The sequence below is a fragment of the Rhodococcus sp. As11 genome (genome assembly GCF_048957735.1).
GTDB classification, from domain to species: domain Bacteria; phylum Actinomycetota; class Actinomycetes; order Mycobacteriales; family Mycobacteriaceae; genus Rhodococcus; species Rhodococcus gordoniae.
Map to the genome: position 1 here is coordinate 18,000 of NZ_JARDJE010000029.1, position 25,071 is coordinate 43,070.

The following is a 25,071-nucleotide window of genomic DNA, read 5'->3' on the forward strand; positions in this document are numbered from 1 at the left end:
TATAGGAGAATCAACGCCTTGGCGGAGTCGACGATCGGCCTGTTCAAGACCGAGGCCGTTTCCAAGCGCAGCCCGTTCCTAACTGGGCCGATCAAGACGATCGACGACATCGAGTTCGCCACGATGGAGTGGGTCGACTGGTTCAACAGTCGCCGGCTCCACAGCACCCTCGGCTACATCACGCCCGATGAGTTCGAGGCGATCTACTACGCTCAGCCATCGACCCTCCAGCCGGAGTCGTCGCCAGCATAGGGGCGGCAAGAAACCCGTGACGGTTCAGGGACGATGGAATCTTGCGTGTCTACCAGCACGAACGCGGCCCGGTGTTCCCGACCGTCGAGCGGTACTTCGTTGTCGCCCCGGCCCTGGCATTACCGAAAGAGCACGCCAACTTCGACCAGTGGTGGACAGAAACCTTCGCCGCCGGGGCGATGCAGCCGGCAGCATAAGGCGTAGGGAACGTGCCATTTACGCACGTCAGTGGGTAAACCGGGTAGGCCGCCGGTCCACGGTCCAGAGATGGTCACAGTCTCCACAGAGCCAGCACCGCGGCGCGCAGGCTCGCGGAGATGATGCGATGGTCGCGGCGCAGGCGCGGGTTCGAGTGACCGCGGTCGGTGAGGATACACGCGGCGTCCGGTATGGCGATGGGGTCGAGGTCGGCGCGGGCGCGTAACCGGTAGGCCACCGCGTGGCGGGTGTGGGGGATGCGATGTGGGCCGGTGTCGACGACGGCCGGCGGGTCCAGCCGCGTGTCGTCTGCGCTGATCCGGATCACGACATCGCCGGGTTCGAGGCAGGTGCGGCGGTCGGGACCGGGGCTGTCCTCGCGGACCCAGTGGGTTCGGTAGCGCGGGTCCGGTCCGCCCCTGCCGGGCACAGGTGATGTAGGGCTGGTCTGGTTGTCGGCGGTGGGTGTGTAGTCGTGAAGGTGTCGCAGGAACATCCGGCGTACGGGGGTGGGCAGCAAGTCGTGCTCGAGACGCGCGCGGCTGCCGATTCCGGCCAGGGGTACGGCGCGGCCGATCTGCCAGATGGCGAGGGCACTGGCGAGGAACACCCCGTCGACGACGGTGGTGTCGTCGAGACGGTCGAGGAAGGTATGTGCTGCGGCGAGGGCGTCGGGATCGTCGGTGATCAGCGCGGTTTCGTCGGCGATGGTGGAGGCGTGTGAGGCGCTGGCGGGGCCGACGATCACCTTCTCTGCGGTGACGATCAGTCCGGTGTGCAGGTTCGCAGTGGACAGCACCTGCACGCCGGCGTCGAGGAAGTGGGCGAGGGCGGTGGGGGAGGTGGCATGTGCGCGCACGGCGGCGCGGGCGGCGTTGACGATCAACTGGTCCCCGCTGCGCAGCGGCAGCAGGTCGGGTGCGGTGTGGTCGAGGTAGGCGATGGCCACACGCCGGGGCCCGGGGCGGTGCAGGGCCGCGGTGATGGCCGGCCAGGGGTGAGGTGCGTGCAGGACGGTGTCCACAAGCGGTCACCTTATCCGGCGGCACGTTCCGGATGGCCGTATGACAGCAGCGCCGAGGGTGTGCGTTTTCCGGCGTCCGGCGGCGAGTCAGCCAGGTCGGGGGACGTGTCATCAGTGCAGCTCACAGCGCAGTGTCGCAGCGGCCCATGTGATCTGACCGATCTCCGTGCTACACACAGGCAGGCTGTTCGGATATCGCCGAAGTGCGGCCGGTGGTCAGGTTCTTTCGGGCTCGATGGCTCTGCGCCGGTGTCGGCTGTGCGTTGCGGTGTTGGGTAGCGTCGACGCGTCCGGAACGAGAAGATCCGGGGTGGCCGGCATTCCGGCCGGGGGATGCAGGACGAAGGGGGAGTCGACGTGCGAGGGGGAGTATCGATGGGGTGGAGCCGGGCGAGGGCGGTTTCCGCGGCGGTGGCGGCGATGATGATCGTGCCTCTGGGCGGTGGGGTGGCGTCGGCGCAGGACCGCGACGACGATCCGATCGTGGTCTCGCAGGGCTTGCTCGCCGATCCGGTCGCCCCGAACGGCTCTCGCATCGTCTCGAGTGAGATCGACGGCCAGTACCTGACGGTGCAGGTGTACTCGGCGGCGATGGACACGACCATCCCGGTGCGGGTGCAACGCCCCCGCGATGCGTCCGAGCCGCGTCCGGTGCTGTATCTGGTCAACGGTGCCGGGGGTGGCACCGATTCGGCCACGTGGTGGGCCAACACCGATGTCGGCGAGTTCCTGACCGGTCAGAATGTCAACGTGGTCATGCCCCTCGGTGGGGCGTTCTCCTACTACACCGACTGGAAACGCGAAGACCCGCAGCTCGGGAGGAACAAGTGGCAGACCTTCTTCCTCGACGAACTACCCCCGCTGATCGACGCCGCATTGGACACCAACGGGGTGCAGGCCATCGCGGCGAACTCGATGACCGCCACCGCGGTGTTGCAGTACGCGATCGCCAGGCCGGGCTTCTATTCGGCGGTGGCCGGATACAGCGGGTGCGCCCAGACCTCGGATCCGGTCGGCCGCGAGTTCGTCAAGCTGGTCGTCGAGACCTGGGGCGGCGGCGATGTGCGCAACATGTACGGCGAGGACGATGATCCGGCGTGGGTGGCCAATGATCCGGTGGTCCATGCCGAAGGGTTGCGCGGGACCCGTCTCTTCCTCTCGGATGCGACGGGGCTGCCCGGTCCGCACGACACCCTCGGCAACGAGTTCACCATCGGGGAGCAGGACGCGGCGCTTGATCAGCAAGGGCTGGCGTTGGCCAATCAGGTCGTCGTCGGTGGGGTGATCGAAGCGGCCGTGCATTGGTGCACCACCAATTTGCAGACCCGTCTGCGTGAGCTCGACATTCCCGCGACGTTCGATTTGCAGCCGGCCGGGACGCATTCGTGGGGTTACTGGCAGGACGCCTTTCACCGGTCCTGGCCGCTGCTGGCCGAGGAACTGGGGTTGCCGCAGCCGCAATGACCCAGCCTTGCTGGTGACCGCTCACCGGGATCGTCAGGTACCCGGCCCGACTGCATCCGCATGCGCCCGTCTGTGTCGTGATCGCGCCTGTACTGAAGTGCCCGGAAGCGGGTCCCCACCCACGCGGGGTGGGGACATGCCGTCCGTCCAGTTCAGCGCCTGTTTATCTGGCGGGGCCGGTCGCACCCTTTTGCCAGACGGCGGGGTGATCGTCGTGGCCGGCGGGCGTGGCGGCTGCGACGGCCGCAGGCTCGAAGGACAGGATCGCCAGACCTGAAATCTTGAGTCGCGGACGGACCTCGTGGTGCCGGGGCTCGGCATCGGGGTGGGCCAGATCGCGCACTCGCACATCGAGGAAGCGGGCCAGCGCGACGGTCTGCTCCCAACTCGGATATTCGACGCCCACTTCCCAGCGATCGACCGCCGGCTCTTCGGCCAGACATGCGGTATCGACCTGGGGGCCGAAGTGTCCTCCCGCGTTGAGCAATTCGGTGAGATAGAAGGGAACGAGCTTGCCGGCCCTCCACAGTTCGTACTCGTCATCGCCGGGCTCGACGAACGGTTCGGTGACGTGACAGTCGGTCAGGAGCCGTTGCGCATGCTCGAGTTCGGTCGGCGTCGCGGTGCCGATGCATCGGCCCATCCACGACTCGGTCGACGGTGTTGCGCGGCGGCGCTTTCGGCGGAAGAACTCGAGCACGGTTTCTCCTTCGGTGCTGTTAGGGGAAGGTCTGGTTCGGGGAGGCGGACCCGGCGTCGTGGGCTGCATCCGCGCCCCGCGGGAAGGGCGGCTCACGCCCGGTGCGCGGGGCGTGGGTGTGGTGCGGCCGTGTGGATCACGCGTTCACGGTAGCCGGGGTGTTCTCCAGCGGTGTCGGCGTTCTGTCCGCGTAGGTGTCGGGGCCGGTAGCCGGCGGGGTCGGTTGTGCGTCCGAGGGTGTCTCGGGCCCGGGTATCAGGGTGGATCGCGCGTCTTTTCGCTCACCCGCTGAGCTCAACCTCGGTGGGGACGTGTCGTTTATGCAGGTAGAGCGGTCGATGTGCAGTCACGGGTCGGCGCCGGTCGCGTACGCGTGTGCGCCAGCGCGGCCAGGTCGGCGAGCAGGATCGTGGTGACGATCCAGGCGAGGCCACACAACGCCGGGACTTCGACGGTCATCCGGCAGTGTCAGCCGGGGTGCCCATCAGCGCGGAGGTCAGCCGAATGGACAGCAGCCGTGCTTCCTCGGTCAGATAGACCGTGAACGGGGAGAGCCGGCGCATTTCCTCGCCGCGTTCGTCGTCGGTCAGGACGATGCGTGTGATCTCGTCGAGATCGCCGGTGTCGATGAGTTGTTCCCACAGGTCGATGTACCGGCCGTACATCGGATGTGCCCATTGCTCGCGGGTGGTGGCCAGCCGCGCCCGGATGGCGGGACTGTCGATCGGCAGGTTCTGTGCCTTGATCTTCAGCAGCAGCCCGGTGTGCACGAGCTTGCGCCGGACCATCGTCCTTGTCACCACGGCCACCTCCACGCTCCTTCCGCTCTCGGTCCGAGGCTATGTGGTCGACCCCGCGGGCCGGATAGATCCGCCCGGTGTGGGCGTCGGCGGCGGTGTACGTCTACCTCGTGCGGGACGGTCCGGCCGGCGCCGGGGCCGGGGCCGGGACATGGCGGGTGGGTCCTGTTCTTCCGAAGGTCAGCGGCGGCGGTTGTCCAGTGTCGAGAGCAGGACGAACTTGGTGCCCATCAGATCGAACGCCGCGGCGCTGTCCCCGGCGATGAGGACTTCGCATTCGCGGGCGTGCAGCGCCGCGATGGCCTGTTCGAGTTCGTCGTCGGTCATCGCATCGGCTGCGTCCCCGATCGCCTGCTTCGCTGCGTCCACGCGGCCACGCTAGCCGGTGCCGGACGATCCGCCAGTGCCGGGAACTGTGCTGCCGCTGGGCGCATCTCACTGGGTGACACCGGTGCGGCAAGGACACCGGCTCCACCGCGGCCGGACGATCCGGCCGGGGTGCGTGTCGACAACAGGAGGAACCAACAATGCGACGTTCGATCATCGCGCGGGCTCTGGTCACGGCGGCCGCGGGGGGCGCCGTCGGCCTGACCGGTGCCGGGCTGGCGCAGGCCGCCACCGGAGGCGACTACGTCGACAGCGGCTGGACCGAGTCGACCATCGGTCTCGGTGTCGAGGGCCAGGTTCTGATGCTCGAGACCGGAAAGTAGACCGGCTCTTCCTGCGGCGAAGTGCCGTGTCCGAGGGGTGCGCACGTACCCGACGTCCGCGTGCCCGGCGATCGGGAACGTCGAAGGATGGGCGGGCACGTGCCACAGCACTTCGCCGCATACGCCCCCCGCCGGCGTCTCGCCGCATCCGACGGGTATGACCGCGACCCGCGTGTCGTGCGGTCGTGGTCGGTGGGATGTGCTGTGCATGGTGGCCATGCCAGCACCCCGTACGACCGAGGCCGAGGCCCGCGCGGCTGTCGCGCAGATGGAACCGATCATGGCTATCGAAGGCCGGCAGATGAGCGATCGGGACAAGGACCTGCTCGTCGATCTGATCCGCGGGGTGATCACCTTCGATGAGGTCGCGGCCGTCATCGCCCGTGAGGCGGGCTACGAGCTCGACTGAGCCATTGCCGCTGCTTTCACACCGCCTGTGTCGGTGCTGGTGTCTACGGTCGCCGGGCGCGCACAGCTCGCGCGTGCGGCCACAGACGAAACGGCCGCACCACGACACAGGAGGGGCAGTGGTCGATGCTCGACGACGAGGACCGCGGGTATCGGGACGGTCGCCGTGCGGGGGCGCGGTTCGCGCGCAACCCGACACGCGAGCCGAAAGATCCGGCGATCCCGCGGTGGGTGAGCGATCCGCATGTCTACCTGCGCTTCTGGCAGGAAGGCTGGGTGCAGGGCATGTCCGATCCGGACGGCACCCGGCTGCGGTATTCCCCGCAGCCGATCCGAATCCGCACCACCGCACCGGCATCGTCCGCGACCGAGCAGCCCTGCTCTGTGGAGGAAAACTGAGCCGGGCCGCGAAGTGTGATCGAAGACCGGCTGCGCACCGAGGTACTGAAGGCGATGCCGCTGCCGGACCTCGCCCTCGACGCCGTGGTGGCCGGCATTCCGCTGCTGACCGGTCAGAACACGACGCGGGGCGGCGGGTCCATCTACCTCGCCTGGCGGCCGGAGAGCCCGAACCCGTGGGATGAGCACGGCCCCGGCCGGCTGTAACCCCGAACGCGCCCATCGCGGAGGCACCGGCCGCGGCCGGTCGTGCCGGACCGACCCGCCGGCGCACCGGCCGGGATGTCACTGCGCTTGCGGGGCGCGGGGACGTGTCATCTGCGCAGCTCACAGCACGTCTTTGGTGCCGCGCGACGGGGTCAGTCGGTGCGCTGGCTGTGCTGGCGGGCACGCCGGTAGGCGTAGGTGCAGGCGGCCGTCAGGATCATCGAGCTGAGCAGGATCGGTAGTTTCGCAGTCCAGGACGAGGCGGAGGCGAGCGCGGCCGCTCCGAGCATCAGCGCGCCGCAGTCTTGGACGGCGAGCGCGGCGATCTTCGGGGCGGGTTCGGTGGCGGTGCGGGTCCAGACGAATCCGGCCGGCAGCACCAGCGCTCCGAGCGTCAGCACGACGGTCACAATCTATTCAGTCGACGAGGTAGTGGGCTTCGATGTAGTCGACGGTGGAGTCATAGGGCTCCCCGACCGGTTTGAGCCCGTACTTACGGAACACCGAGGCGGTGGCGCGGCGCGCTCCGCGGTTGCGGGCATCGGCGTTGTCCCAGGACTGTTTGAGGGTATGGGTGACGACCTTGTCGATTTCCTCGGCGAGGTTGCGTTCGGTGACGGTGATGCCGTCCGGTGCGTGGTCTTCGATGATCCGGGACAGGACCCCGACGTGGTCGTCGTCGACCACCACGACGGTGTCGTCGGGGTGTTTTTCGGCGTGGACGATGGTGCGGGCGATCCGCAGGGCCTCGGCGAGGAATTCGAGGGCGTCGTGGGAGTTCTGGATGATGCGGTCCCGCAGTTGTTTGATGCGTTCGGCCAGGGCGGTGTATTTCGCCGAGCCCGGCTCGACGCCCTTGTCGAGGGCGGCTTTGATGTGGTCGAGGATCTCCGCTGCCGACGGCGGCGTGGGGTCCTCTTCATCATCGGTTTTCTTCGGCCGGACCAAGGCGAGGAGTTCTTTGAGGATCGCGATGCCCTGGCTGTCGAGGACGAGGGGTTCTTCCTGGCCGGCGACGACGGTGAACGAATGCACGTGCGCGTTGATGATCTCGAGGACCATCGGTCCGAGCTCGGACAGGCGTTCTTTGCGATCCTCGTCGGAGGACTTTTTGAACAGCGTCGTGTACACCGACCCGAACAAGGCGAACCCGCTGCGATATTTGCTGATCCGCTTGTCGGTGTTGATCAGCGGATACAACCGCGCCAACAGCCGGTAGTCCTTGGAGAACACTTCGGTGGCGCCGGGGTGGGTGTCGAGGAAATGGTTGATCGCGCGCACCGACTCGTAGCCGTGCTCGCTCAGATCCAGGCCATCGATGTCGGCGAGGAGATCTTCGATGCGGGCGAAGGTAGTGCGGAACTCGGCGACCAGGTCAGTCAGGTCGGTGACGAACCCACCCCCACGGCCTGTCGTGTCGTCGGCAGTCGGGTCCTGGACTGCGCGTTGGACTTCCTCGGCCAGGCCGATGTAGTCCACGACCACCCCGGATGTTTTCACGAATCCGGTGGGGGAGATCCAGGTGCGGTTCGGGCGGGTGATCGTCTGGAACAGGTTGTGCGCCTTGAGCGGCTTGTCCAGATACAGCACCCCTTCGTTGGGGGCATCGAATCCGGTCAGCAGCTTGGCGGTCACCACCAGAAAACACAGCGGATCATCCGGGGTCAGAAACCGCCGCTTCTGCTCTTCTTCGTCGGCCTCGGACAGCTGATAGGCCCGCAGTGCGCGATCCTCGTCCTTCGCATCCGAGACGGAGATGTTCACCTCGGCGCAGATCCGCTCGTGGACACCGACCTCGGTAAGCACCTGCGTGACCTCGAATCCGGCCAACAGCTCGTTGAGCTTGTCCGTATAGGCGACGGCAAGTTCCCGGTTGTAGGCCACAACCTGGGCTTTGAGCCCGTTGCGATAGGCACCGGCCAGATAGTGATCCACGATGTCCTGACACACCGCCTCGATGCGCTCAGGGTTGGCGAACACCGATGTCAGCCGCCCGAACTTACGCGAGAGGATCTCCCGATCCGGGTCGTCGAGATCGAAGTCCTCGGCGAACTGATCGAACTCCGCCTGCAACGCGGCATCGTCGAGCTCGAACGCCACCGGATGCGGATCGAGCAGCACCGGCACAGTCGCCTCGTCGGCCAACGACCGCGACACCGAATACCGGTGCAACACCTTCCCCGGATCTTGCTCGTCGCCGAACAGCGCGAAGGTGTCGGTGGCGAGGTTGCGCACCGGGGTGCCGGTCATCCCGAAGAACCGCGCCTTCGGTACCGCGGCGCGCATCTGCCCGGCCAGCGACTCCGAGCGCGCCGATTGGGTGCGGTGGGCCTCGTCGACGAGCACGATGATGTTCTCGCGGGTGGACAGGTTCGTGCCGGCGTCGGCGAACTTGTGCACGGTCGTGGAGATCACCCCCCGCACGTCCTCGGCCAACAGTCGGCGCAGTTCGGCGCTGGTGGCGGGCTGGTGGAAGTAGGCATCGCCCATCGCGGAGGTGAACACCCCCGAGGTCTGCCGCACCAGCTGGGTCCGGTCCGACAACAAGATGATCGTCGGTGACTCGGTGCGGGTATCGGCCAGCAACAACGAGGCGGCGAACACCATCAGCAGTGTCTTCCCCGACCCCTGGTGATGCCAGATCAACCCCCGGGTGCCACCGTCGACGACGCGCTCGTGGATCAGCCGCGCCGCTTCCATCTGCGGATAGCGGGGCAGATACTTCTTGTCCGCACCCCCACCAGAAGTGTCGAACAGCACGAAATCGGCCAGCATGCCTAACACCGTGGCCGGATTCAGCAGCAACTCGACCGAGCGCTGCACGTCGGCTTGGCCGGCCAGATCCTCATCGTCCGCGGTGGAGCGAAACGGCTGCCACAGGTTCGTCGGCGCCCCTGCGGCCCCGAACCGCAGTTTCAGTCCGTCGGAGGCGACCGAGAAGACATTGGCGGTGAAGAACCACGGGTATTCGGCGGCGTAGACGTCGTTGATCTCCCGGGCGGCGTCGGCCCATCCGGATTTCGCGGTCGGGGATTTCACCTCGACCACCACCACCGGCAGCCCGTTGATCCAGTAGACGAGATCGAACCGGCGGGAGGTCTTGCCCGGCACGGTGATCGGCACCTCGTCGGACACAACCAGGGTGTTGCCGGTCGGATGCTCGAAGTCGACGAGTTTGAGGGCGTGCCAGATACCGTCGGCGTCCCGGAATTCCTTGCGGCCGCGCAGCAGGTGCAGGACCTGTTCGTTGGCGCGTACCAGTCCGCCTTCGACGGCGTTGACGGTGGCGACGATCTCGTCGACGACCGCGTCCACATCGAACCCTGCGATCACTGCCGGGTTGAGCCGGGCGAGGGCCGCGCGCAGGTGCTCGGCCAGCACGGTTTGTGTGGTCTCACGCGGTAGTGACCTGCCAGCGGTGTAGCTCCAGCCGAGGGGGAGGGACCATTGGATCATCAGGTTCTGGAACTCGCGTTCGCGGATGCCCTTGGCCACGGTCAGACTCCCAGTTCGGCGGTTTCGATGTCGATGGTGCGATCTAGCAGACCCGACAGCAGGCCTGCCCGGACTTCGCGGAGACGAACGGCTTCCGTCCGGATCGCAGTGATCTGCTCCTTGATTGCATCCAATGCTTCTGCTGCCCGTTCCTGCTCAGACCGCGAGGGGACAGGAAGCGCCACAGATAGGAGCTGGTCGGGGTTGAGGCGCTTACGGCGCTGCACGGTCCCGACAACTCGGCTCTGCATTTCCGCCCACAGTCGAGGTGTTCGGCACACGTGCTTCATCCAGCCCGGGGCGATGTCCTCGGCAAGAGTGAAAGTGGGGAACTCGTTGCTCGCGACGAAGCCGTCGAACTTGGCGGGTACCACCGTGATCGGCCCTTCCCAGGCGGTCAGCTTCCGCATTACCACTTGGTTTTCTCGAAGGAGGTTCATCGCTGTGTACTCGGTGTCTGCCCCGTCGAAGGGGCCCTTGTCAATGAGGCCTTGACCAGCGTTGAGTACCCCGGCGAGGCAGTATGTGGTTCCGGCTTCCAATCGGGTCCGTACAAGATCGAGGTGCATCGCGTCACCTAGGAGACGGGGCTCGGCTTCCTCGCCGGCAGCAGTACACCAGAGCAGTGACGTCGCCGACTGATAGACGTTTTGCAGCGCTGTAGCTTCGTTACCGAGCGCAGTGATCTGATCGTCAACTGCCTCGATGACTTCAACGATCCTCTCTTGCACCGGGAGAGGCGGGAGGGCGATGGACACCGACGCGATATTGCCGGCAGACAACTCGGTCTGGTTGGTGCTCCCGGTCTGGAACGACTCAAGATCTGCCTTGCGGGCAGAAAGCACCAGACCTGCGAATCCCAATGCAAAGTGTTGCGGGTCCGGACGCACGATGGTGATGTGGGAGTCGGCAGTTGCCGGCTCGGGTAGCTCGCGCAGTTCTGCGGCCCGGCCAAGTGTGCCTCGGCCTGTGGAGTTGATGAGCACGTCGCCGATTTGAAGTTGAGCATGTTCGGGGATCGGCCGTGAAGGGTCTGTACGGCGGGCGAGAGCGCTGTCGATTCGGTTTTCATCACGGACACACTTCTGGTTGAACACCAGGTATCCATTGTCGACGTACTTCGGGGCCTTCCCCCTCTTGATAGAGCAACAGGTGTCCCCGAGCGTCGTCTCGACCCACTTGTCACTCATTGAAACCCTCGATCCCGGCGGCGGCGAGAACTTTGAGCATGCGCACCTCGGTGGTTCGACGCTCAGCACGCGCGAGGTTGTAGGCGTTGATCTGTGTGCCGAGATCTTGTGTTTCGTCGGCGGTCTGCTTGATGTAGCGGCCGATGCTGAGGTCGTACCCATTTGCCGCAATCTCCGTGGTAGCGACAAATCTCGCCGCCAGACCACCTTCCCCGTCAGGGTCGACCGGGTTGCCATCGGTATCGAAGTCCGAATGGTACGTCGTCACGATGTCGGCTATATCGGCCTCGGTCAGGACGTTGCGGCTCTTGGCCTTGACGAACCGTGTGGAGGCATCAATGAAAAGCACGCCCTTCTGCCGCTCCGAAACCTTGGTGCCGACAGCACGGAACACCAGGATCGCTGTGGGAATGTCTGTGCTGTAGAAGAGATTCGCCGGTAGACCGATGATGGCTTCGAGGAGGTCGTCGTCGAGGATGCGTTGGCGGATAGCTGCTTCTTGGCTACCGCGGAATAGGACACCGTGAGGCAAGACGACGCCTGCGCGACCCTTCTTCGGATCCATACTGGCGATCATGTGCTGCACGAACGCCCAATCCGCCGACGATTGCGGGGCCACTCCACCGATCGCGCGGGGGTCATTGGTCCAGGGTTTCCACTTCAGGCTGTAGGGCGGGTTGGCGAGGATCATGTCGAACTGCGCGACCGATCCGTCCGGCTTCTTGAAGCGTGGTTCCTTCAAGGTGTCGCCGACCTCGACCTGGAACTGCGTGAGGTTGTGCATGAACAAGTTCATGCGGGCCACACCCGCTGTGTCTGCGACGGCTTCCTGCCCATACAGCTGCAACGAATAGCCCTTCTTGCCGCGGGCTTTGAGGAACCCGGCGGAGGCGATGAGCATGCCACCGGACCCGCACGTCGGGTCGTACACCGACTCGTAGTCGTGCGGATCGAGGATCTCGACGATCAGCTCGACGACCTCGCGTGGGGTGAAGAACTGGCCGGCGCGGGTGCCGGACCCGTCGGAGAACCGTTTGAGCAGGTACTCATATGCCCCGCCGAGCACGTCGTGGGACATGTTGCCCTCGTGCATCTTCGGGGTGCGGTCCATCGCCTGCATGACCGCCGCCAACACCTCACCGGAGAGCACTTCCTCCGACGTCCACGTCATCGACCCGAACAGGCGTGAGAACTTGTCCGGATTCGCGGTCTCGATGGCCTGAAGCGATGCCCGCACCCGCTGGCCGAGGCCGGGCTGGGTGATGGTAGCCAGGATCGAGGCCCAGGAGGCGCGGCGCTCGTGGACGGTGCCGGGGTGGATCAGCGGGATCTCGAACGACTGGTAGTCGCGGTATTCGATCTCGCGGGCTTCCTCGGCGGACAGATCCTCGAGCAGTCCGTCGTTCTCGGCCAGGAACACCTCGTGCTGATGCTCCCAGGTGTCGGACAGGTACTTCCAGAACATCAGCGGGAAGACGACCGAGGAGTACTGCGCTTCGGGCATCGCCACGCGTAGTTCGTCGGCGGCGTCCCAGAGCCGGTTCTCGATCTCCTGCTGGGTCACTGTCATCTGTCGAGGTGTCCTTGCTGGTGAGGGGGCGACCCGAAGGCCGGGGTGGTTCGGTGCTCACCCTATTTCGGGTGCTCAGAGTAGATGCAGGCAGGGACGTATTTAAGCCACGGCGGCGATCGATCAGCGCTGCTGCCGGCAACGGAACACGCTCGGCGGCGTACCGATCGGGAAGGACGGTTGATCCCGTCGGTGTCGGGCACGGCATCGTCGTCGGGTTCGGTTCTGCGCTCGGCGATGAGTTGGCCGCGCTCCTTGTGCCGCTGGGCGACCGTCGACCCCGGGTGCCAGGTCGGACCAACGTAAGCGCGGGGCGGAGGAAGTATTTCCAACTGCGCCCACTGTCGGGACGGGGTAAGATGAGGGAAGATGGAGGAAGATATGAGACGGTCAATCGCAGCGCTCGCCGAGGAGATCGCCATTGCGGCTCACCGCGGTCAGGTCGACAAGGCCGGCCAGCCCTACATCACCCACCCCGCGCGCGTCGCCGCCCGGCTGGCCGGTGACGAGAACGCCGTCGCGGCTGCCTGGCTGCACGATGTCGTCGAAGACACCCCGGTTACGCTCGCCGACCTCGAGGAATCGTTCCCGGCCGAGGTCACCATCGCAGTCGATGCGCTGACCCGCCGCCCCGGTGAAGCCCCGGCCGACTACTACGCCCGCGTGCGGGCAGTGCCCCTGGCGTTGACGGTCAAACTCGCGGATCTCGCCGACAACAGTGACCCGCAGCGCCTGGCCCGGCTCGACGCCGCCACCCGCGAGCGCCTGATCGCGAAATACGCCCGCGCGCGGGCCGAGCTGACCGCCGGTGTGTAGGGCCGAGGACGACGGCGGCCGCAGATGCACCGATCACCGACAGCACAAGTCGACGTCGATCGAGGCACTGCGGCCCGACCCGGCGCCGGATCGGCCCGACGTCGAGTGGGCCACCGACCCGGCCAGCACCCCGCGCCGGCTCTATGCCGACTATCCGGCCGAGGTCGCAGCCCTGGTCGTCGGCACGATGACTGCCGTGAAGCAGCAGGAGGCCGCGATGACCGCTGATGTGCTCGCCGTACTCCCCGAGAGTGCTCGCATGCATGGCCTCGAGTTCCGGATGAAAAGCCCGGCCTCGCTGGCCCGCAAGCTCGCCTACCGCGTCAAGGCCGCACCGTTCGCCGAGCCGGAACGGATCGTCGAGAAGATCACCGACGTCGTCCGCTACACCGCGATCTCCCGCCCCGAGCACTTGGTCGCGACCGCCCGGGCGATGGCTGCCGGGCTCTCCCATCGCGGTTGGATGGTGATCGAGGCCGAGCAGTCCTATCTCGACGGCAACCAGTACAAGGGCCTGCACATGCTCGCCCGTCACCCGGACGGGCTGGTCGCCGAGTTCCAGTTCCACACCGACGCCTCGCAGCAGGTCAAGGACGACACTCACGTCGACTACGAGCGCGCCCGCGACACCGGCGTTCCCGCGGCGGAGCGGGCCGCGCTGATCGAGAAGATGACTACTCGCTGGGCGCAGGTCCCCACCCCGCCCGGGCTCACGCAGCTGTCCGAGCTCGGCGGCTGTCCGGTCACGCCGAAGAACTATGCACCACGGAAGATGAATCTCGGAAGGGACACGTGATGAGCCTGTACACCGTCAGTTACCTCGGTCAGGAGCAGTGGCTCGCCTACGAGGACACGCAGGCCGCCCGGATCTACGCCTATGTCCCGAACCTGGGCAGGTTCGTGCTGCACCGCCAGCTCGGCCAGGACTTCTACTGGGACAACGAACTCGACTGGACCCCGGTCGACGCCGCGACCGGCCACGGCATTGTTGAGGCCGGGCAACTCGGCAAACTCGACGGCCGCCGGCACCGGGATCTGCTCGACGAGCTGACCGCCGAACCCGACCACAAGACGCTGGCCGAGGTGTTCGGTGCCCAGCCTGTCGCTGAGCGCACCCCTTCGCCACAGGAGTTCGCTGCGGCGAAGGTCAACGCTTTGGCCAACACCGAGCCGGGAAAGTGGCTGACCTACAAGGTCTACGACCGTGACAAGCGCCGCACAGCCACGGTGGCCGCCCGCGACTTGCGTACCGGGAAGATCGCTGCGGTCCGCAAGTCCGGTCTGCACATCGACTCCCGGGTCACCGCTACCGCTGATGGTCGCCTTGCCGTGGAGATCGCCCGCACTGCCTGAACGACAGTGTTTCGACTGGCCGGAAACGGCACGTCCCGCCCTTGGTGCGGGAGAGGGACGCGGTAGAGGCAAGTTAGGTGCGCGTAGCTCGCGAAAAAGTGTGGACGTCCGGAGGCTGCGGTGTAGACACGTTGCAGCGCTGGTCGTATACGAGTCGGAAGTCACGAACCGTCGGACCCCTCTGACAGAGTTTCCGCACGGACCTACGACAGGACATCAATGAGGCTTCACTCTGTTTACGCACGTTTCTATCGGTCGCTCAACTACGACTTCATCCGCGCATCTGGTGAGAAGTACGAGCCTGACCCATGGGATGCCACGCCTGAAGGCGACTACCCGTTCGTCCGCATCAAGCTTCGCCCGGGCATCACGACTGTCGTCGGTGCGAACGAGTCCGGCAAGTCTCAGGTACTCAGCGCCATCGAAGCCGCGCTGACCGGCAACGGGTTCGAGCGAAGCGACTTCTGTCGATACTCGCGATTCTTCGGTGTCCACAACGATATCGTGCTGCCGGAGTTCGGCGCCGTCTTTGCTGAGGTTTCGGACGAGGCCGTCAAGCTCATCGAGAGCATCTCGGGCCACAGCGACCTCCACGACGTCGAGCGGGTCGCGTTCTTCCGGATGAATCAGACGCCGAAGTTTCGGGTCTACGTTCGGCAGAAGGACAAGTGGACCGGTCCGGAACGCGTTGAGAAGCCTAGCTGTGATGTCCAGGGACGTTGTTGAGTCGGTCGAAGGGTACGCCGCCAATCGCAGAGTGGTGTCGGTGGTGGTTGTAGAAGTGGAGCCAGCCGGGCAGCGCCAGGCGTCGTTCGGCCTCTGAACCGTAAAACCTGGCATAGGCCCAGCCGTCCCCGAGCGTGCGGTGGAATCGCTCGATCTTCCCGTTCGTCTGCGGCCGGTAGGGGCGTGTCCGCTTGTGTCGGATGCCGAGCCGAGCGCAGAAGTCCCTCCATGCGTGGGATCTGTATGCCGACCCGTTGTCGGATAGGACTCGCTCGACGGTCACGCCTCGTTCGGCGAACCAGGCCACGGCGCGTTCGAGAACTCCCACCGCTGTGCTCGCCTGCTCATCCGACCAGATTTCTGCGTATGCGACGCGGGAGTGGTCATCGATGACTGTGTGAACGAACGCCGTCCCGGTGCGCGGCTTGTGATCTTTTCCTCGTGGTAATCCCGGAGTCGCGAGCTTGTTCCGTGCGCCTTGCTGCCGACCTACGTAACGATGTCCACCGCCGTCGGGGATGTTGCCGAACTTCGTGACATCGACATGAATCAACGATCCCGGATGAGGATGCTCATATCGCCGCAATGGCTCGCCAGTGACACGATCGATATGCGAGAGGCGGTTCACGCGGCAACGGACGAGGACCGCGTGAACAGTCGACGTCGAGAGACCAAGTCGCGCAGCGATCTGGGCTGGCCCCAGTCGAAGCCGCCAGCGCAGGTTGATGATCTTCTTCTTGACATGCTCGGGCGTCCTGCCTGGGATCCGGTGCGGCTTGCTGGAGCGATCCTGCATCCCAAACTCACCCTCTTCCCGGTAGCGGCCTGCCCATTTCCGGGCAGTGATCGGGGAGACCATGAACATCTTTGCGGCGATCGTGGCCGGATAGCCGTCTTCGACAATCAGCCGAGCTAACCGGAGACGGGCACGAGGAGTGAGAAGAGCGTTCGGATGGGTCATCAATTGGCCTCCGCCGCGGTCTTCGTAAGCGCGCGTCTGGTGAGAAGCATGATGACGAGAGCGATCGCTGTCAGCACCGAAGCGACCCAAACCGGCGCGAGCAGCCCCAGCCCGGTCGCGAGCCCGAGCGCACCAAGCACGGGCCCCGCTGCAGCTCCGATATTCAATGCTGCGGTTGCGTACGAACCGCCCATCGTTGGCGCACCCGATGCTGCATACAGCACACGCGTGATCAGAGTACTGCCGACGCCGAACGACAGGAATCCCTGAACGAGGACGAGGACGATAAGCGCAACGGGATGAGATGCGACCACTGCCAACACGATCCAGCCTGTCAGCAATAGCGGTCCGCCGACTGCGAGCACGAGGCCAGGTCGTTGATCTGATAGTCGTCCTGCGATCGTGACGCCAAGGAACGATCCGATGCCGAACATCACCAGCGCGACGGACACCCACGCTTCGGCCAAGCCCGCGGTCTCGGTCACGATGGGTGCCAGGAAGGTGAATGCCGCAAAGGTCCCTCCGTTGATCAGCGCTCCGAGTGCCATGGCCAGGATGAGCCGCGGCGTCGCCAACTGGCTGAGCTCGACACGGAGCCTTGGTGAGGTCGCGCTAGTCTCGCTCCGACCAACATTGTTCGTGACGCCACGAATGACTCCAACGGCCGCGGGAATACAGAGGATGGCGATCGCCCAGAACGTCGTTCGCCAGCCCAGCGCTGTGCCGAGCAGTGCCCCGGCGGGGACGCCCACGACGGTTGCGATCGTCGTGCCGGAGAGCAGGATCGACAGTGCACGCCCCTTCTGGTTCGCTGGCACGAGGGTAGTGGCCGTGCTCAGTGCTACGGCGAGGAATCCTGCGTTTGCGAGAGCGCTGAGCACCCGGGTGATGAGCAGGAGAGAGAACACTGGTGTCATCGCTCCGATGACGTGGCTTCCCGCGAACACGAGAAGGCAAACGATCAATGTGAGCCGCGGTGGCCAACGGCGAGCGAATGCCGCCATCACTGGCGCGCCGACGACCATACCGACTGCGAATGCGGAGGTCAGCAGGCCCGCAGTGCCGACCGAGACGTCAAGTTCGGTCGCGATCGCGGGGAGCAATCCCGCGAGCATGAATTCTGAAGTGCCCATGACGAAGACCGCCAGGGCAAGCATGTAAAGGGCAAAAGGCATCGAGTACTCCGAGGTGTGAGATCAAGAAATGGTTCTTCTTGTCACCACGGCCAGCGCCCCGGGTACGCCAGACATACGCCCACACAGATCGTGGGCGTCGTAACTAGTGGTTCAAGGGGCTGGCGGTGTGACCGACAACCCCTGACCTGTCTGATTCGGGACTCGACATGCCCCAAACTCTAACATGCCTTCAATGGCAAGCGGTCTGGACAGATACTTCTTGAATCGGCACGGTGTCATTACGGGCGGGGGCCAGAACAACGTCCCTGGACATCACACCTAGCGCCCTCGCAGAGCTGGGCGTCCCTGTGCCGTTTCGCATTGACGCTGACGTACCGCTCCCCGACAGCGTCCCCCTGGAGTACCTCGTCTCGGGCAACAAGACCGCCCCGCTCGGCCGTGATCTCCTGCGCGAGCTCTGGGACGGATTCCAGAAGAACAACGCCTGGTTCGAGTCAGACCAGACCGTCACGACAAACGCGGGTGCCATCTCCAAGCTGTTCCAGCCCGTTCGTGAAGCAACCGAGGCTGAGGTCGAGATGTACGAGCTCGCAGCTGACCTCATCTTCAAGGTCGCAGGCATAAACAAGGAGCTTCTCAAGGAGCTCCAACAGCACGTCAAGAAGAAGAACGGTTACGCGAACAGCATCGTCGATACCATCAACAGTGAACTCGCGAAGGCTCTCGACTTTCCTCACTGGTGGTCCCAGGACTCGCAGTTCGAACTCTTCGTATCGCTCTATGAATTCGACCTTGTCTTCATGATCCGCGACCGAACTGGGCGCACTTACGGGTTCGACGAGCGCAGTGCCGGCCTGAAGTACTTCCTGTCGTACTTCGTCCAGTACCTCGCTCACGAGGTCCGCTCCGATGGTCGCCCCGAGGTCCTCCTCATGGACGAACCGGACCAGTTCCTGTCGGCCTCAGGCCAACAGGATCTGCTTCGGGTATTCGACGACTTCGCTGACCCTAAAGACGCCGGCCGTGACCCGGTCCAGGTCGTGTACGTAACGCACTCGCCGTTCCTCATCGACAAGAACGAAGCCGACCGCATCCGCGTCCTTGAGAAAGGTGAGCACGACGAAGGCACGCGCGTCGTCACTAGCGCCGCCGCGAACCACTACGAGCCCCTACGGTCCGCGTTCGGCAGCTTCGTCGCTGAGACCACCTTCATCGGCAACTGCAACCTCATGGTCGAAGGGCCGTCCGATCAGGTCCTCATCGCGGGTGCTTCCCGGTGGCTGAAGAAGCTCGGCGTAGCGGATCGCGACCGGCTCGATCTGAACCACATCACCATCGTGCCCGCCGGCGGCACCCGCCATATTCCTTACCTCGTCTACCTGGCGCGCGGGCGCGATGTCGACAAGCCGCCCGTCGTCGTGCTCTTGGACAACGACAAAGCCGGTAACGAAGCGAGGGACGACCTTGCGGCTGGCGGCGCCTACGGTGACACACTCATCGGCGCAGACCTGGTCCTCCAACTCGGACAGGGCGACCTTGCCGGGTTGGTGACCGAGAACCCACTTGGCATCGCTGGCATCGAAGACGTCGTCCCGTTCAACGTCGCAGTCCTCGCCGCCACGATCTACTGCCGAGAGTTCGTGCCGACCGTGAACCCGATCGACCTCGCACTTACTCCAGCCAGCGTCTACCCAAATACCACAACGACAGACGAGAAGGCCTCGAAGAACTCCGGCACTTTGAGATTCCTTGAGAAGGCGATCGCCTCAAAGACGAACATCCCGACCTTCCATCTGGACAAGGTCGCGTTCGCGCGCGCAACAGTTGACGCCCTGACAAGTAGCGCTGGCGACCTTGTGGTCGCAGAGGAAGACCGACAAACCGCGGCCGACAACTTCAAGCTCCTGCTCAAGAACATCGCCCTGTGCCAGCGGAAGGCCGAGCGGGCTGAATCCGTCCAGAAGATCTCCAGCCGCATCAACCGCGCGAAGAAGGACTTCACCCGAACTCACGACAGTCAAGCGCGTCGCGAAGACGTGGTCACACTTATCGAGGAGATCGGCAGTCAGCTCGACCGAAGCCCTGAAGCTGAGGATGTCCGTGCCGAAATGCGCACTTGGTATGCACGGTTCGACCTCGAGGCAGACCCGCGCAAGCTCGTTGCCGACTTCCCCGGGCTTCTCAAGGCGCTCGACGGACTTGCCTACAAGGCCGTGCGCGAGGCCGCTGTCCGCTAACACTCACCTGGGGCCCGAGTCGATCCATGAGTCTCCGTGCCCCGCTCTTGGGCAAAGGTAACTGCGGACAGTGGGGCGGTACTAACCTGCCACTTCGATTGCGAGATAGTAGAACTGTCGTAGGCGAGCGGTCTAGATCGGAGGATGTTCCCGTGCTGCCGACCTCGCGCACATACTTCAGGAGCAGCATTGACAAAAGCCAAAGCGTCTACCACGAAGCAGGTGGCCTCCGCTCTTGCTCGGCTGTCGGCTGCGCAGTCTGAAGAGTTTGCCCGGACCCGTGGGCGGCTGGTCATCCACGACTACCTGCCCCAGACCTTTCATGACGGTGCCGCGGAGGCAAGTAAGTGCGAGTGGAGTTCGCACGTCGCCGCCAGTCTCACCGCTGAGGAGGCTGGCGCGCTTGCTTGGGTGCTCGTCGACGAGATGATGAAGGTTCGCTTTGGCCCCGCCATCAGCCTGTACGACACGTGGCGCAAGCACACACTTGCAGGAACCAAGATCTTGCCACTGGAAAGGGAGACCGTCGCCTCGTTCGTCGAGCCGGTCTTCGGTCTGCCGGAAAAGCCGAAGAGCGAGGTCCACTTGTACGGCCACGTCGGTGAGTGGCTCTGGCACCTGCTCACCAAGGACAGTGCAGCCGTCCGCGTTCAACCCGACCCGAAAGGTGACGTCACCGACGCTGGCGGCGACGGGTTCTCCATCTACGAGAACCCCACGGGTGCTCTGCGATTCCGGTTGTGGGAAAGCAAGAAGAACACCGGGTCCGGATTGCTATCTACCAGCCTCAACAAGGCCTACAAGCAGATCGCTGCCTCCGGCCAGCGTTACGTCGCGAAAATCGTCGGAACCTTTACGTTGGGCTCGTACGACGACGAGATGCTCACCTTCATCGCACGGGTGCCGGCCGCGTGGACCCAAGGCGATGAGCTGGTCGGCGCCGGTGTGACGCTCGCGACCCACCAGCCGCTACCGCAGGAGCCGTTCAAGAAGATGAGTGAGTATCTGCCGTTGCTGGACAAGCCAGGTCAGCTACGCGGCCTGGCTACCAGCATCAGCTGCTATGGCGAGCTCGCCGAAGCTGTACGGAGGTACGCATGGACCGCGCTCTAGACGCCGAGCACCTCAACGCCGCGTTCGGCGACGACCAACTTACCGAGCTCCCCACCGTAACCGAGCTCACTGAGTTCATCGCTGAACTCGAGATCGAGCTCGTCCGCGGCCTCACTGACACCGGATTCCGTGCTGACCTCACACCACTGAGACGCACCGCCTGGTATCTGCACGGGATCGCTTCCACCGCCGAGGGATTCCGGTACCCGCTTGAGCAGCGCCGCCGCGCGTTCGCTGTCAGCGCCCACGTCCACGATCTCCTCCTTGAGGATCCAGCCGAAACAGGCCGCGAGCGCCTGGCGACTGCATTCGCAGCACAAGTCGGCTACCATCGCGCCGACGAGAGCCCCAACGCTGGCGCCATCTACCGCAAGATGCGCGACGCCATGGTCGAGCCAGCCAATTTCACCGACAGCGCAGATGTCGCCCTCCAAGCCGGAATCCTGTTCCTCGGCCTCGACATGGCCACTCTCAACCGGCGGCTACGTACTTGGGCGGCCGTCGCCGCCGCGCTGACCCGTGGGACCGAACTCGAAAGCCTCGACGGCACCGTGTTCGGCCCGACCCAGCGGCTCCTACGCGGCGTCGCCGACCTCGTCCAGTACCTGCGCGAAGGCAGCCCCGGCGTGCTCGAATCCGCCCGTGGACACCTGCGCCTCGTCGTCGACGACGAAGTTGGCCTCAGCGACCTCGATACCCGTTGGGTAGCTGGACACCTCCTCGCACTCGCCGACGGACTCGTCGGCAGCAGCATCTGGGCAGTTCTCCCACCAGACCTCCCCGCAGCCGTCAAACAGGCGTTCACCCTCGACCAGCAGCCCATCTTGACGCTGTGGCCGCCACAGCGCAGCCTCGTCGCCCACCCGACGATGAGCCCTCTCGACCCCGCAACCTCCAGGCTGCTTGTTTCCGTCCCGACCAGCGCCGGCAAGACGCTGCTCGCACAGCTCATCATCTGCGCGCACACCGCACGCGACGACCGCGACGTTTGCTACGTGACGCCGCTGCGCAGCCTCGGCCGGGAAATGCGACAAGGACTGCGACCCCGCCTGCGTTACCTTGACCGGCGCCTCGGCGCAGACCTCCCTGACGGCTTCGGTGCCCAGGACCTCTTCGGCGATGACACCACCGACGGCACCGGTCGGCTGCCGCAGGTCGAGGTCATGACGCCCGAGCGACTGATGAACGCTCTGCGGCAGAACCCACAGGAAGTCTTGAGCCGGTTCAGCTTGTTCATCATCGACGAAGTCCACCTCATCGCCGAGTCTGGCGGCCGTGGACTGCTGCTCGAAGGACTGCTGTCGTTGCTCGACGCCAGCGGCGCACGACTCATCCTCCTCTCCGGTGTGATGGGCAACGCCGCATCCCTCGCCGCATGGACCTCCGCTGGGCAGGCCGAAGTGCTGTTCACCGACGAGTGGAGAGCGCCACGACGGCTGCACGTCCTCCTGGGCACCGAGAAGATCGAGGAGAGCCGCACCGACATCCCACCTCGTCATCGCGGAGGTATTCACAAGACCCGATATGACCTGCGTGCCCACCTCGCGGTCCGCCCCACCAGTGCCACCGAGCGGCACCTGGCCACCAGCAAAGAGACCCCGGTGGGTCAGCTCGTCATCGGCCCAGACAACAAGCGCATCACCGGGAAGGGCAACACCTCCACCGCCTACTCGACAACCGCCAAGACAGCCACCTTGCTGCTCCGCGCCGGCAGTCTCCTCATAGTCGTCTCCCACCGTGCCACCGCACGCGATGCCGCGAAGGTCATGGCCGACGAGCTCGAGGAAGACCCGCGCTCTCAAGGCCTTGCCGACGCCCTCGCCGCACGCCTCGGCGACGACCATCCCCTCGTCGGCACAGTCCGCAAGGGCGTGGCCTACCACCACGCCGGGTTGCCTGTCGAAGTACAAGAAGCCGTCGAAGACGCGATCCGTAGCGAGACAATCAAGGCTGTCGTCGCAACCAGCACCCTCACCGATGGTGTGAACCTGCCCGTTCGCACCGTCGTCATCGCAACCACGGAGTACGACGGTCAGGATCCAGCCTTCCGGATGACTGCCGCCCAACTCCTCAACGCCGTCGGCCGCGCCGGCCGAGCCGGTAAGGAGTCCGAAGGCTGGATCGTGCTAGCCCTTCAGAAGGCGCTGACCGGCAGCGACTTCGACCGGCTAACCCCCGGCCCCGACGAACTTGAAGTTCGCTCGACCGTAGCCAAACCGGCAGCTCTCGAAGCTCTCGTCGAAGCTGAGGCACTCGTGGCACAGACACAGGACGCGATCCTGCAGCTGGCCCCCGACCAGGAGACCGGAGGGTTCGTCAACTACGTCTGGTTCATCCTCCACGTCCTGGAGCACGTGCCTGACCTCGCAAACACCAGGACCTGGCGCGAAGTCGTGGAACGCCTGTTCGCGTTCACCCAGCTCCCCGAAGACCTCAAGGAACGGTGGCTGGCACTCGCCGAACTCGTCGCAAGCCAGTACGAGCAGACACCACCCGCGTCACGTCGACGCTGGGCACAAGCCGGAACCAGCTTGGCGTCGGCCGCCGTGATCGAGACGATCGCCGAGGAGCTCGCCGACCGTGTGCAACAACTTGGCGGCCTTGATGAGCAAACACTTGAGGAAACACTCGACGTCCTCACCAGCCAGGCCGTGCACAGCCGTCTCTTGAAACTGCCAGAAGCACGAAGGTACTTGCGCTTCCGAAAGTCACCCAGAGGCGCGGACATCGAGGTCGACGCCGACGCCGTGATTCGTGACTGGATCGCAGGACGAACACTTACCGAACTAGCCAACACCCACCTCATTGAGGTGACGGACCCGGCGTTCCGACTTGAGCAAATGGTCGACGGTATCAGCGAAGGAGTACAGCACTACCTATCCTGGACTGTCGGTCTCATCATCGCCCAAGCGAACGACATCCTTCTGTCACGACTCAGCCCAGTGCAACTGTTCGCCAGCACTGCTGCTCATCTGCGTTACGGCGTCGATACGCCCCTCGCGATCGATCTGCTCGTTCGAGATGTGAAGTCTCGGACGCTGGCGCAGCACCTGGGGCGCGTGGCTTTGGATGCAGGGCTGGATGAAGAAGGTTTGCGCGAGTACTTGAGCGAGCAGCACATTCAGGGGTGGCGTGCCAACCTCGGAGCGACCCCGACGGATGTTCTTGACCTGCTCCAGTACGTCCAGGGTAGAGACCGACACAAGCTGGCAGAGATGATGGCAACTGGCACTGTCACCGCTCAGTCTCGGCTTGAGGGCGACGTGCAAGCCGACCCGGTACCCGTGACCGTGGTCGCATCGGACAACGGTGATGAGCTGAGGATCCTGGCCGAAGATCGCTCAGTTCTCGGATTGATTGTGGCGCGTGATCATGCCGGCGTCGCTGCGTTGCTCGACAGCGGTTTGCTACTCGACTTCAGCCTTCAGGGCACCACGGTGACGATCACTCGCGCCACAACAGGCCAACTCAGCTTCCTGTAACTCTTCGTGGCCATTCCCCGGTGGACGACGAGGGGGAGACACTGAGCTTGGGTGAGGGCCAAGTGGGGGCGTTGCTGGCGACGGCGCGTCTGGGTGATGTGGGAGGGGATCGTGGTGCGGTTTCTGGATGCGCCTGATCCTGCGGCTGAGGTGTTGTTGAGGGGATGATGGGGTGGCGACCCGGCCCCTGCTGTGTCGGTGGGGTGGTGTTGTGGTCGGGGTGTGTCCCTCGCGGGTGTGCTTGGTGGTGGGGGTGGTTTCGGTGCTGTGAGCTGGGGTGATGGCATGTCCCGGTGTGGGGCCGGTGGTGGTGCCGGCGGGTGTGGGTGGGGTCGGTGTCGGGGGTGTGTGGGGGCGCGGTGGGGTGCTGTTTCCGGCGTGTTTTTGAAATGTGTTGTGGAGCAATGCTTGTTGTGAATCACGTTGGTGTGCAAGGTTTCACTTGTGTAATGCGCATGACAGTTCTGTGATATCGGGATATATACTTGCTGTGTAACGGAATTGGTGATCTAGAGTGCTTTCGCTCGTCTGGTGCCTCCTTTGGCTGTGGGGTATGATGGGAGCATGATGTCGGGACGGGGAGTCAGCAGCGCGGCGGTGGTGTGCGCGGCGCGCGCAGCGCGTCCCGGTCTGTCGATTCTCTCCGGTGTGGCATGTGAGGTGTCGATGAAAAATGTTGGTGTGCATGAAATCTTGCTGTCGAGCGGAGCGCAGCGACGCGGGCGACGGCAACGTGACTGGACTCCCGCCGAGCCGCGCAGCGGCTCCCGAGCGGGGAGCGCAGCGACCCGCCCGGTTCCCGGCGCGGAGCGCCGGGGAGAGCGCCGCGG

Annotated in this window: 25 protein-coding genes and 1 pseudogene; 14 read left to right on the plus strand and 12 right to left on the minus strand. The window is 64.8% G+C overall.

All coding sequences use genetic code 11. The features are described 5' to 3' along the window. Window positions 1-12: 12 nt before the first annotated feature. Window positions 13-252 (plus strand): annotated as a pseudogene (locus PV766_RS22585) (integrase core domain-containing protein); the annotation flags it as partial. Between the two features lie 41 nt (window positions 253-293). Next, window positions 294-449 carry a hypothetical protein gene (locus PV766_RS22590; RefSeq protein ID WP_421097952.1) on the plus strand — a complete coding sequence of 52 codons (156 nt, stop codon included), beginning with the start codon at window positions 294-296 and terminating at the stop codon, window positions 447-449. Window positions 450-523: 74 nt separating this feature from the next. Here the strand turns inward: PV766_RS22590 and PV766_RS22595 are convergent, their stop codons facing one another. Next, window positions 524-1,474 (minus strand): phosphatidylserine/phosphatidylglycerophosphate/cardiolipin synthase family protein, encoded by a 951-nt coding sequence (locus PV766_RS22595; protein WP_421097953.1) that lies wholly within the window; start codon window positions 1,472-1,474, stop codon window positions 524-526. Window positions 1,475-1,894: 420 nt separating this feature from the next. Here PV766_RS22595 and PV766_RS22600 point away from each other — a divergent pair, with 420 nt between their 5' ends. After that, the gene (locus tag PV766_RS22600) at window positions 1,895-2,938 is read left to right on the plus strand and encodes an alpha/beta hydrolase (RefSeq protein ID WP_421097954.1); all 1,044 of its coding nucleotides are present in this window, start codon (window positions 1,895-1,897) and stop codon (window positions 2,936-2,938) included. Between the two features lie 163 nt (window positions 2,939-3,101). On the opposite strand, the gene PV766_RS22605 is transcribed toward PV766_RS22600, so the two are convergent. The 4 genes from PV766_RS22605 to PV766_RS22620 all read right to left on the minus strand — a co-directional run bounded on the left by PV766_RS22605 (window position 3,102) and on the right by PV766_RS22620 (window position 4,807). Beyond that, on the minus strand, window positions 3,102-3,638 hold the full coding sequence (locus PV766_RS22605) for a hypothetical protein (RefSeq protein WP_421097955.1): 537 nt from the start codon (window positions 3,636-3,638) through the stop codon (window positions 3,102-3,104). A 318-nt stretch (window positions 3,639-3,956) separates the two neighbouring features. After that, the gene (locus PV766_RS22610) at window positions 3,957-4,097 is read right to left on the minus strand and encodes a hypothetical protein (protein ID WP_173283636.1); all 141 of its coding nucleotides are present in this window, start codon (window positions 4,095-4,097) and stop codon (window positions 3,957-3,959) included. Then, window positions 4,094-4,447, minus strand: a complete 354-nt coding sequence (locus PV766_RS22615; RefSeq protein ID WP_147430456.1) for a hypothetical protein — start codon at window positions 4,445-4,447, stop codon at window positions 4,094-4,096. The genes PV766_RS22610 and PV766_RS22615 overlap by 4 nt, the downstream gene beginning before the upstream one ends. Before the next feature lie 171 nt (window positions 4,448-4,618). Beyond that, entirely contained in the window at window positions 4,619-4,807 is a 189-nt protein-coding gene (locus PV766_RS22620; protein ID WP_421097956.1) for a hypothetical protein, read from the minus strand. A gap of 158 nt (window positions 4,808-4,965) precedes the next feature. Between PV766_RS22620 and PV766_RS22625 the strand changes: the two genes are divergently transcribed. The 4 genes from PV766_RS22625 (at window position 4,966) to PV766_RS22640 (ending at window position 6,162) form a co-directional block, all read left to right on the plus strand. Then, the gene (locus PV766_RS22625; protein WP_421097957.1) at window positions 4,966-5,148 is read left to right on the plus strand and encodes a hypothetical protein; all 183 of its coding nucleotides are present in this window, start codon (window positions 4,966-4,968) and stop codon (window positions 5,146-5,148) included. A 217-nt stretch (window positions 5,149-5,365) separates the two neighbouring features. Continuing rightward, the gene (locus PV766_RS22630) at window positions 5,366-5,557 is read left to right on the plus strand and encodes a hypothetical protein (RefSeq protein WP_421097958.1); all 192 of its coding nucleotides are present in this window, start codon (window positions 5,366-5,368) and stop codon (window positions 5,555-5,557) included. Between the two features lie 125 nt (window positions 5,558-5,682). Beyond that, complete coding sequence (locus tag PV766_RS22635; RefSeq protein ID WP_421097959.1) at window positions 5,683-5,955, plus strand: hypothetical protein; 273 nt, start codon at window positions 5,683-5,685, stop codon at window positions 5,953-5,955. Between the two features lie 15 nt (window positions 5,956-5,970). After that, window positions 5,971-6,162 (plus strand): hypothetical protein, encoded by a 192-nt coding sequence (locus tag PV766_RS22640; RefSeq protein WP_421097960.1) that lies wholly within the window; start codon window positions 5,971-5,973, stop codon window positions 6,160-6,162. Window positions 6,163-6,314: 152 nt separating this feature from the next. On the opposite strand, the gene PV766_RS22645 is transcribed toward PV766_RS22640, so the two are convergent. Genes PV766_RS22645 through PV766_RS22660 form a run of 4 tightly spaced genes read right to left on the minus strand, consistent with a single transcriptional unit; the run spans window position 6,315 to window position 12,417 of the window. After that, window positions 6,315-6,572, minus strand: a complete 258-nt coding sequence (locus PV766_RS22645) for a hypothetical protein (RefSeq protein WP_421097961.1) — start codon at window positions 6,570-6,572, stop codon at window positions 6,315-6,317. A 7-nt stretch (window positions 6,573-6,579) separates the two neighbouring features. Beyond that, window positions 6,580-9,657, minus strand: a complete 3,078-nt coding sequence (locus PV766_RS22650; RefSeq protein WP_421097962.1) for a type I restriction endonuclease subunit R — start codon at window positions 9,655-9,657, stop codon at window positions 6,580-6,582. A 2-nt stretch (window positions 9,658-9,659) separates the two neighbouring features. Next, complete coding sequence (locus PV766_RS22655; RefSeq protein WP_064257321.1) at window positions 9,660-10,847, minus strand: restriction endonuclease subunit S; 1,188 nt, start codon at window positions 10,845-10,847, stop codon at window positions 9,660-9,662. Further along, a complete protein-coding gene (locus tag PV766_RS22660; protein ID WP_064257320.1) occupies window positions 10,840-12,417 on the minus strand; it encodes a type I restriction-modification system subunit M in 1,578 nt (525 codons plus the stop codon). The genes PV766_RS22655 and PV766_RS22660 overlap by 8 nt, the downstream gene beginning before the upstream one ends. Before the next feature lie 381 nt (window positions 12,418-12,798). Between PV766_RS22660 and PV766_RS22665 the strand changes: the two genes are divergently transcribed. The 4 genes from PV766_RS22665 (at window position 12,799) to PV766_RS22680 (ending at window position 15,312) form a co-directional block, all read left to right on the plus strand. Then, the gene (locus PV766_RS22665) at window positions 12,799-13,233 is read left to right on the plus strand and encodes an HD domain-containing protein (protein WP_064257319.1); all 435 of its coding nucleotides are present in this window, start codon (window positions 12,799-12,801) and stop codon (window positions 13,231-13,233) included. Then, window positions 13,226-14,029, plus strand: a complete 804-nt coding sequence (locus tag PV766_RS22670) for a hypothetical protein (protein WP_421097963.1) — start codon at window positions 13,226-13,228, stop codon at window positions 14,027-14,029. Before PV766_RS22665 ends, PV766_RS22670 begins: the two co-directional genes overlap by 8 nt. Continuing rightward, the gene (locus PV766_RS22675; RefSeq protein WP_421097964.1) at window positions 14,029-14,586 is read left to right on the plus strand and encodes a hypothetical protein; all 558 of its coding nucleotides are present in this window, start codon (window positions 14,029-14,031) and stop codon (window positions 14,584-14,586) included. Before PV766_RS22670 ends, PV766_RS22675 begins: the two co-directional genes overlap by 1 nt. A 219-nt stretch (window positions 14,587-14,805) precedes the next feature. Next, the gene (locus tag PV766_RS22680) at window positions 14,806-15,312 is read left to right on the plus strand and encodes an AAA family ATPase (RefSeq protein ID WP_421097965.1); all 507 of its coding nucleotides are present in this window, start codon (window positions 14,806-14,808) and stop codon (window positions 15,310-15,312) included. Here PV766_RS22680 and PV766_RS22685 read toward each other — a convergent pair. Genes PV766_RS22685 through PV766_RS22695 form a run of 3 tightly spaced genes read right to left on the minus strand, consistent with a single transcriptional unit; the run spans window position 15,284 to window position 17,523 of the window. Further along, a complete protein-coding gene (locus PV766_RS22685) occupies window positions 15,284-16,273 on the minus strand; it encodes an IS481-like element IS5564 family transposase (RefSeq protein WP_167380529.1) in 990 nt (329 codons plus the stop codon). The two genes, PV766_RS22680 and PV766_RS22685, sit on opposite strands and share 29 nt — an antisense overlap. Next, entirely contained in the window at window positions 16,273-17,448 is a 1,176-nt protein-coding gene (gene cmx, locus PV766_RS22690) for a chloramphenicol efflux MFS transporter Cmx (RefSeq protein WP_005297378.1), read from the minus strand. The genes PV766_RS22685 and cmx overlap by 1 nt, the downstream gene beginning before the upstream one ends. Window positions 17,449-17,469: 21 nt before the next feature. Beyond that, window positions 17,470-17,523: a chloramphenicol resistance leader peptide gene (locus PV766_RS22695; protein ID WP_011113070.1), complete on the minus strand. Its 54-nt coding sequence runs from the start codon at window positions 17,521-17,523 to the stop codon at window positions 17,470-17,472. Between the two features lie 233 nt (window positions 17,524-17,756). Here PV766_RS22695 and PV766_RS22700 point away from each other — a divergent pair, with 233 nt between their 5' ends. The 3 genes from PV766_RS22700 (at window position 17,757) to PV766_RS22710 (ending at window position 24,241) form a co-directional block, all read left to right on the plus strand. Next, window positions 17,757-19,646 (plus strand): ATP-dependent nuclease, encoded by a 1,890-nt coding sequence (locus PV766_RS22700; protein ID WP_421097966.1) that lies wholly within the window; start codon window positions 17,757-17,759, stop codon window positions 19,644-19,646. A gap of 222 nt (window positions 19,647-19,868) precedes the next feature. Then, on the plus strand, window positions 19,869-20,759 hold the full coding sequence (locus PV766_RS22705; RefSeq protein WP_421097967.1) for a hypothetical protein: 891 nt from the start codon (window positions 19,869-19,871) through the stop codon (window positions 20,757-20,759). Beyond that, on the plus strand, window positions 20,744-24,241 hold the full coding sequence (locus PV766_RS22710; RefSeq protein WP_421097968.1) for a DEAD/DEAH box helicase: 3,498 nt from the start codon (window positions 20,744-20,746) through the stop codon (window positions 24,239-24,241). The genes PV766_RS22705 and PV766_RS22710 overlap by 16 nt, the downstream gene beginning before the upstream one ends. Window positions 24,242-25,071 lie beyond the last annotated feature (830 nt).

Bases quoted from the DNA above. Each gene is read 5' to 3' on its own strand.
- PV766_RS22625 (WP_421097957.1), top strand. From the start codon at position 4,966: ATGCGACGTTCGATCATCGCGCGGGCTCTGGTCACGGCGGCCGCGGGG.
- PV766_RS22635 (WP_421097959.1), top strand. From the start codon at position 5,683: ATGCTCGACGACGAGGACCGCGGGTATCGGGACGGTCGCCGTGCGGGG.
- PV766_RS22685 (WP_167380529.1), bottom strand. From the start codon at position 16,273: ATGACCCATCCGAACGCTCTTCTCACTCCTCGTGCCCGTCTCCGGTTA.
- PV766_RS22660 (WP_064257320.1), bottom strand. From the start codon at position 12,417: ATGACAGTGACCCAGCAGGAGATCGAGAACCGGCTCTGGGACGCCGCC.
- PV766_RS22665 (WP_064257319.1), top strand. From the start codon at position 12,799: ATGAGACGGTCAATCGCAGCGCTCGCCGAGGAGATCGCCATTGCGGCT.
- PV766_RS22710 (WP_421097968.1), top strand. From the start codon at position 20,744: ATGGACCGCGCTCTAGACGCCGAGCACCTCAACGCCGCGTTCGGCGAC.
- PV766_RS22655 (WP_064257321.1), bottom strand. From the start codon at position 10,847: ATGAGTGACAAGTGGGTCGAGACGACGCTCGGGGACACCTGTTGCTCT.
- PV766_RS22680 (WP_421097965.1), top strand. From the start codon at position 14,806: ATGAGGCTTCACTCTGTTTACGCACGTTTCTATCGGTCGCTCAACTAC.
- PV766_RS22630 (WP_421097958.1), top strand. From the start codon at position 5,366: ATGCCAGCACCCCGTACGACCGAGGCCGAGGCCCGCGCGGCTGTCGCG.
- cmx (WP_005297378.1), bottom strand. From the start codon at position 17,448: ATGCCTTTTGCCCTTTACATGCTTGCCCTGGCGGTCTTCGTCATGGGC.
- PV766_RS22600 (WP_421097954.1), top strand. From the start codon at position 1,895: ATGATGATCGTGCCTCTGGGCGGTGGGGTGGCGTCGGCGCAGGACCGC.
- PV766_RS22610 (WP_173283636.1), bottom strand. From the start codon at position 4,097: ATGACCGTCGAAGTCCCGGCGTTGTGTGGCCTCGCCTGGATCGTCACC.
- PV766_RS22675 (WP_421097964.1), top strand. From the start codon at position 14,029: ATGAGCCTGTACACCGTCAGTTACCTCGGTCAGGAGCAGTGGCTCGCC.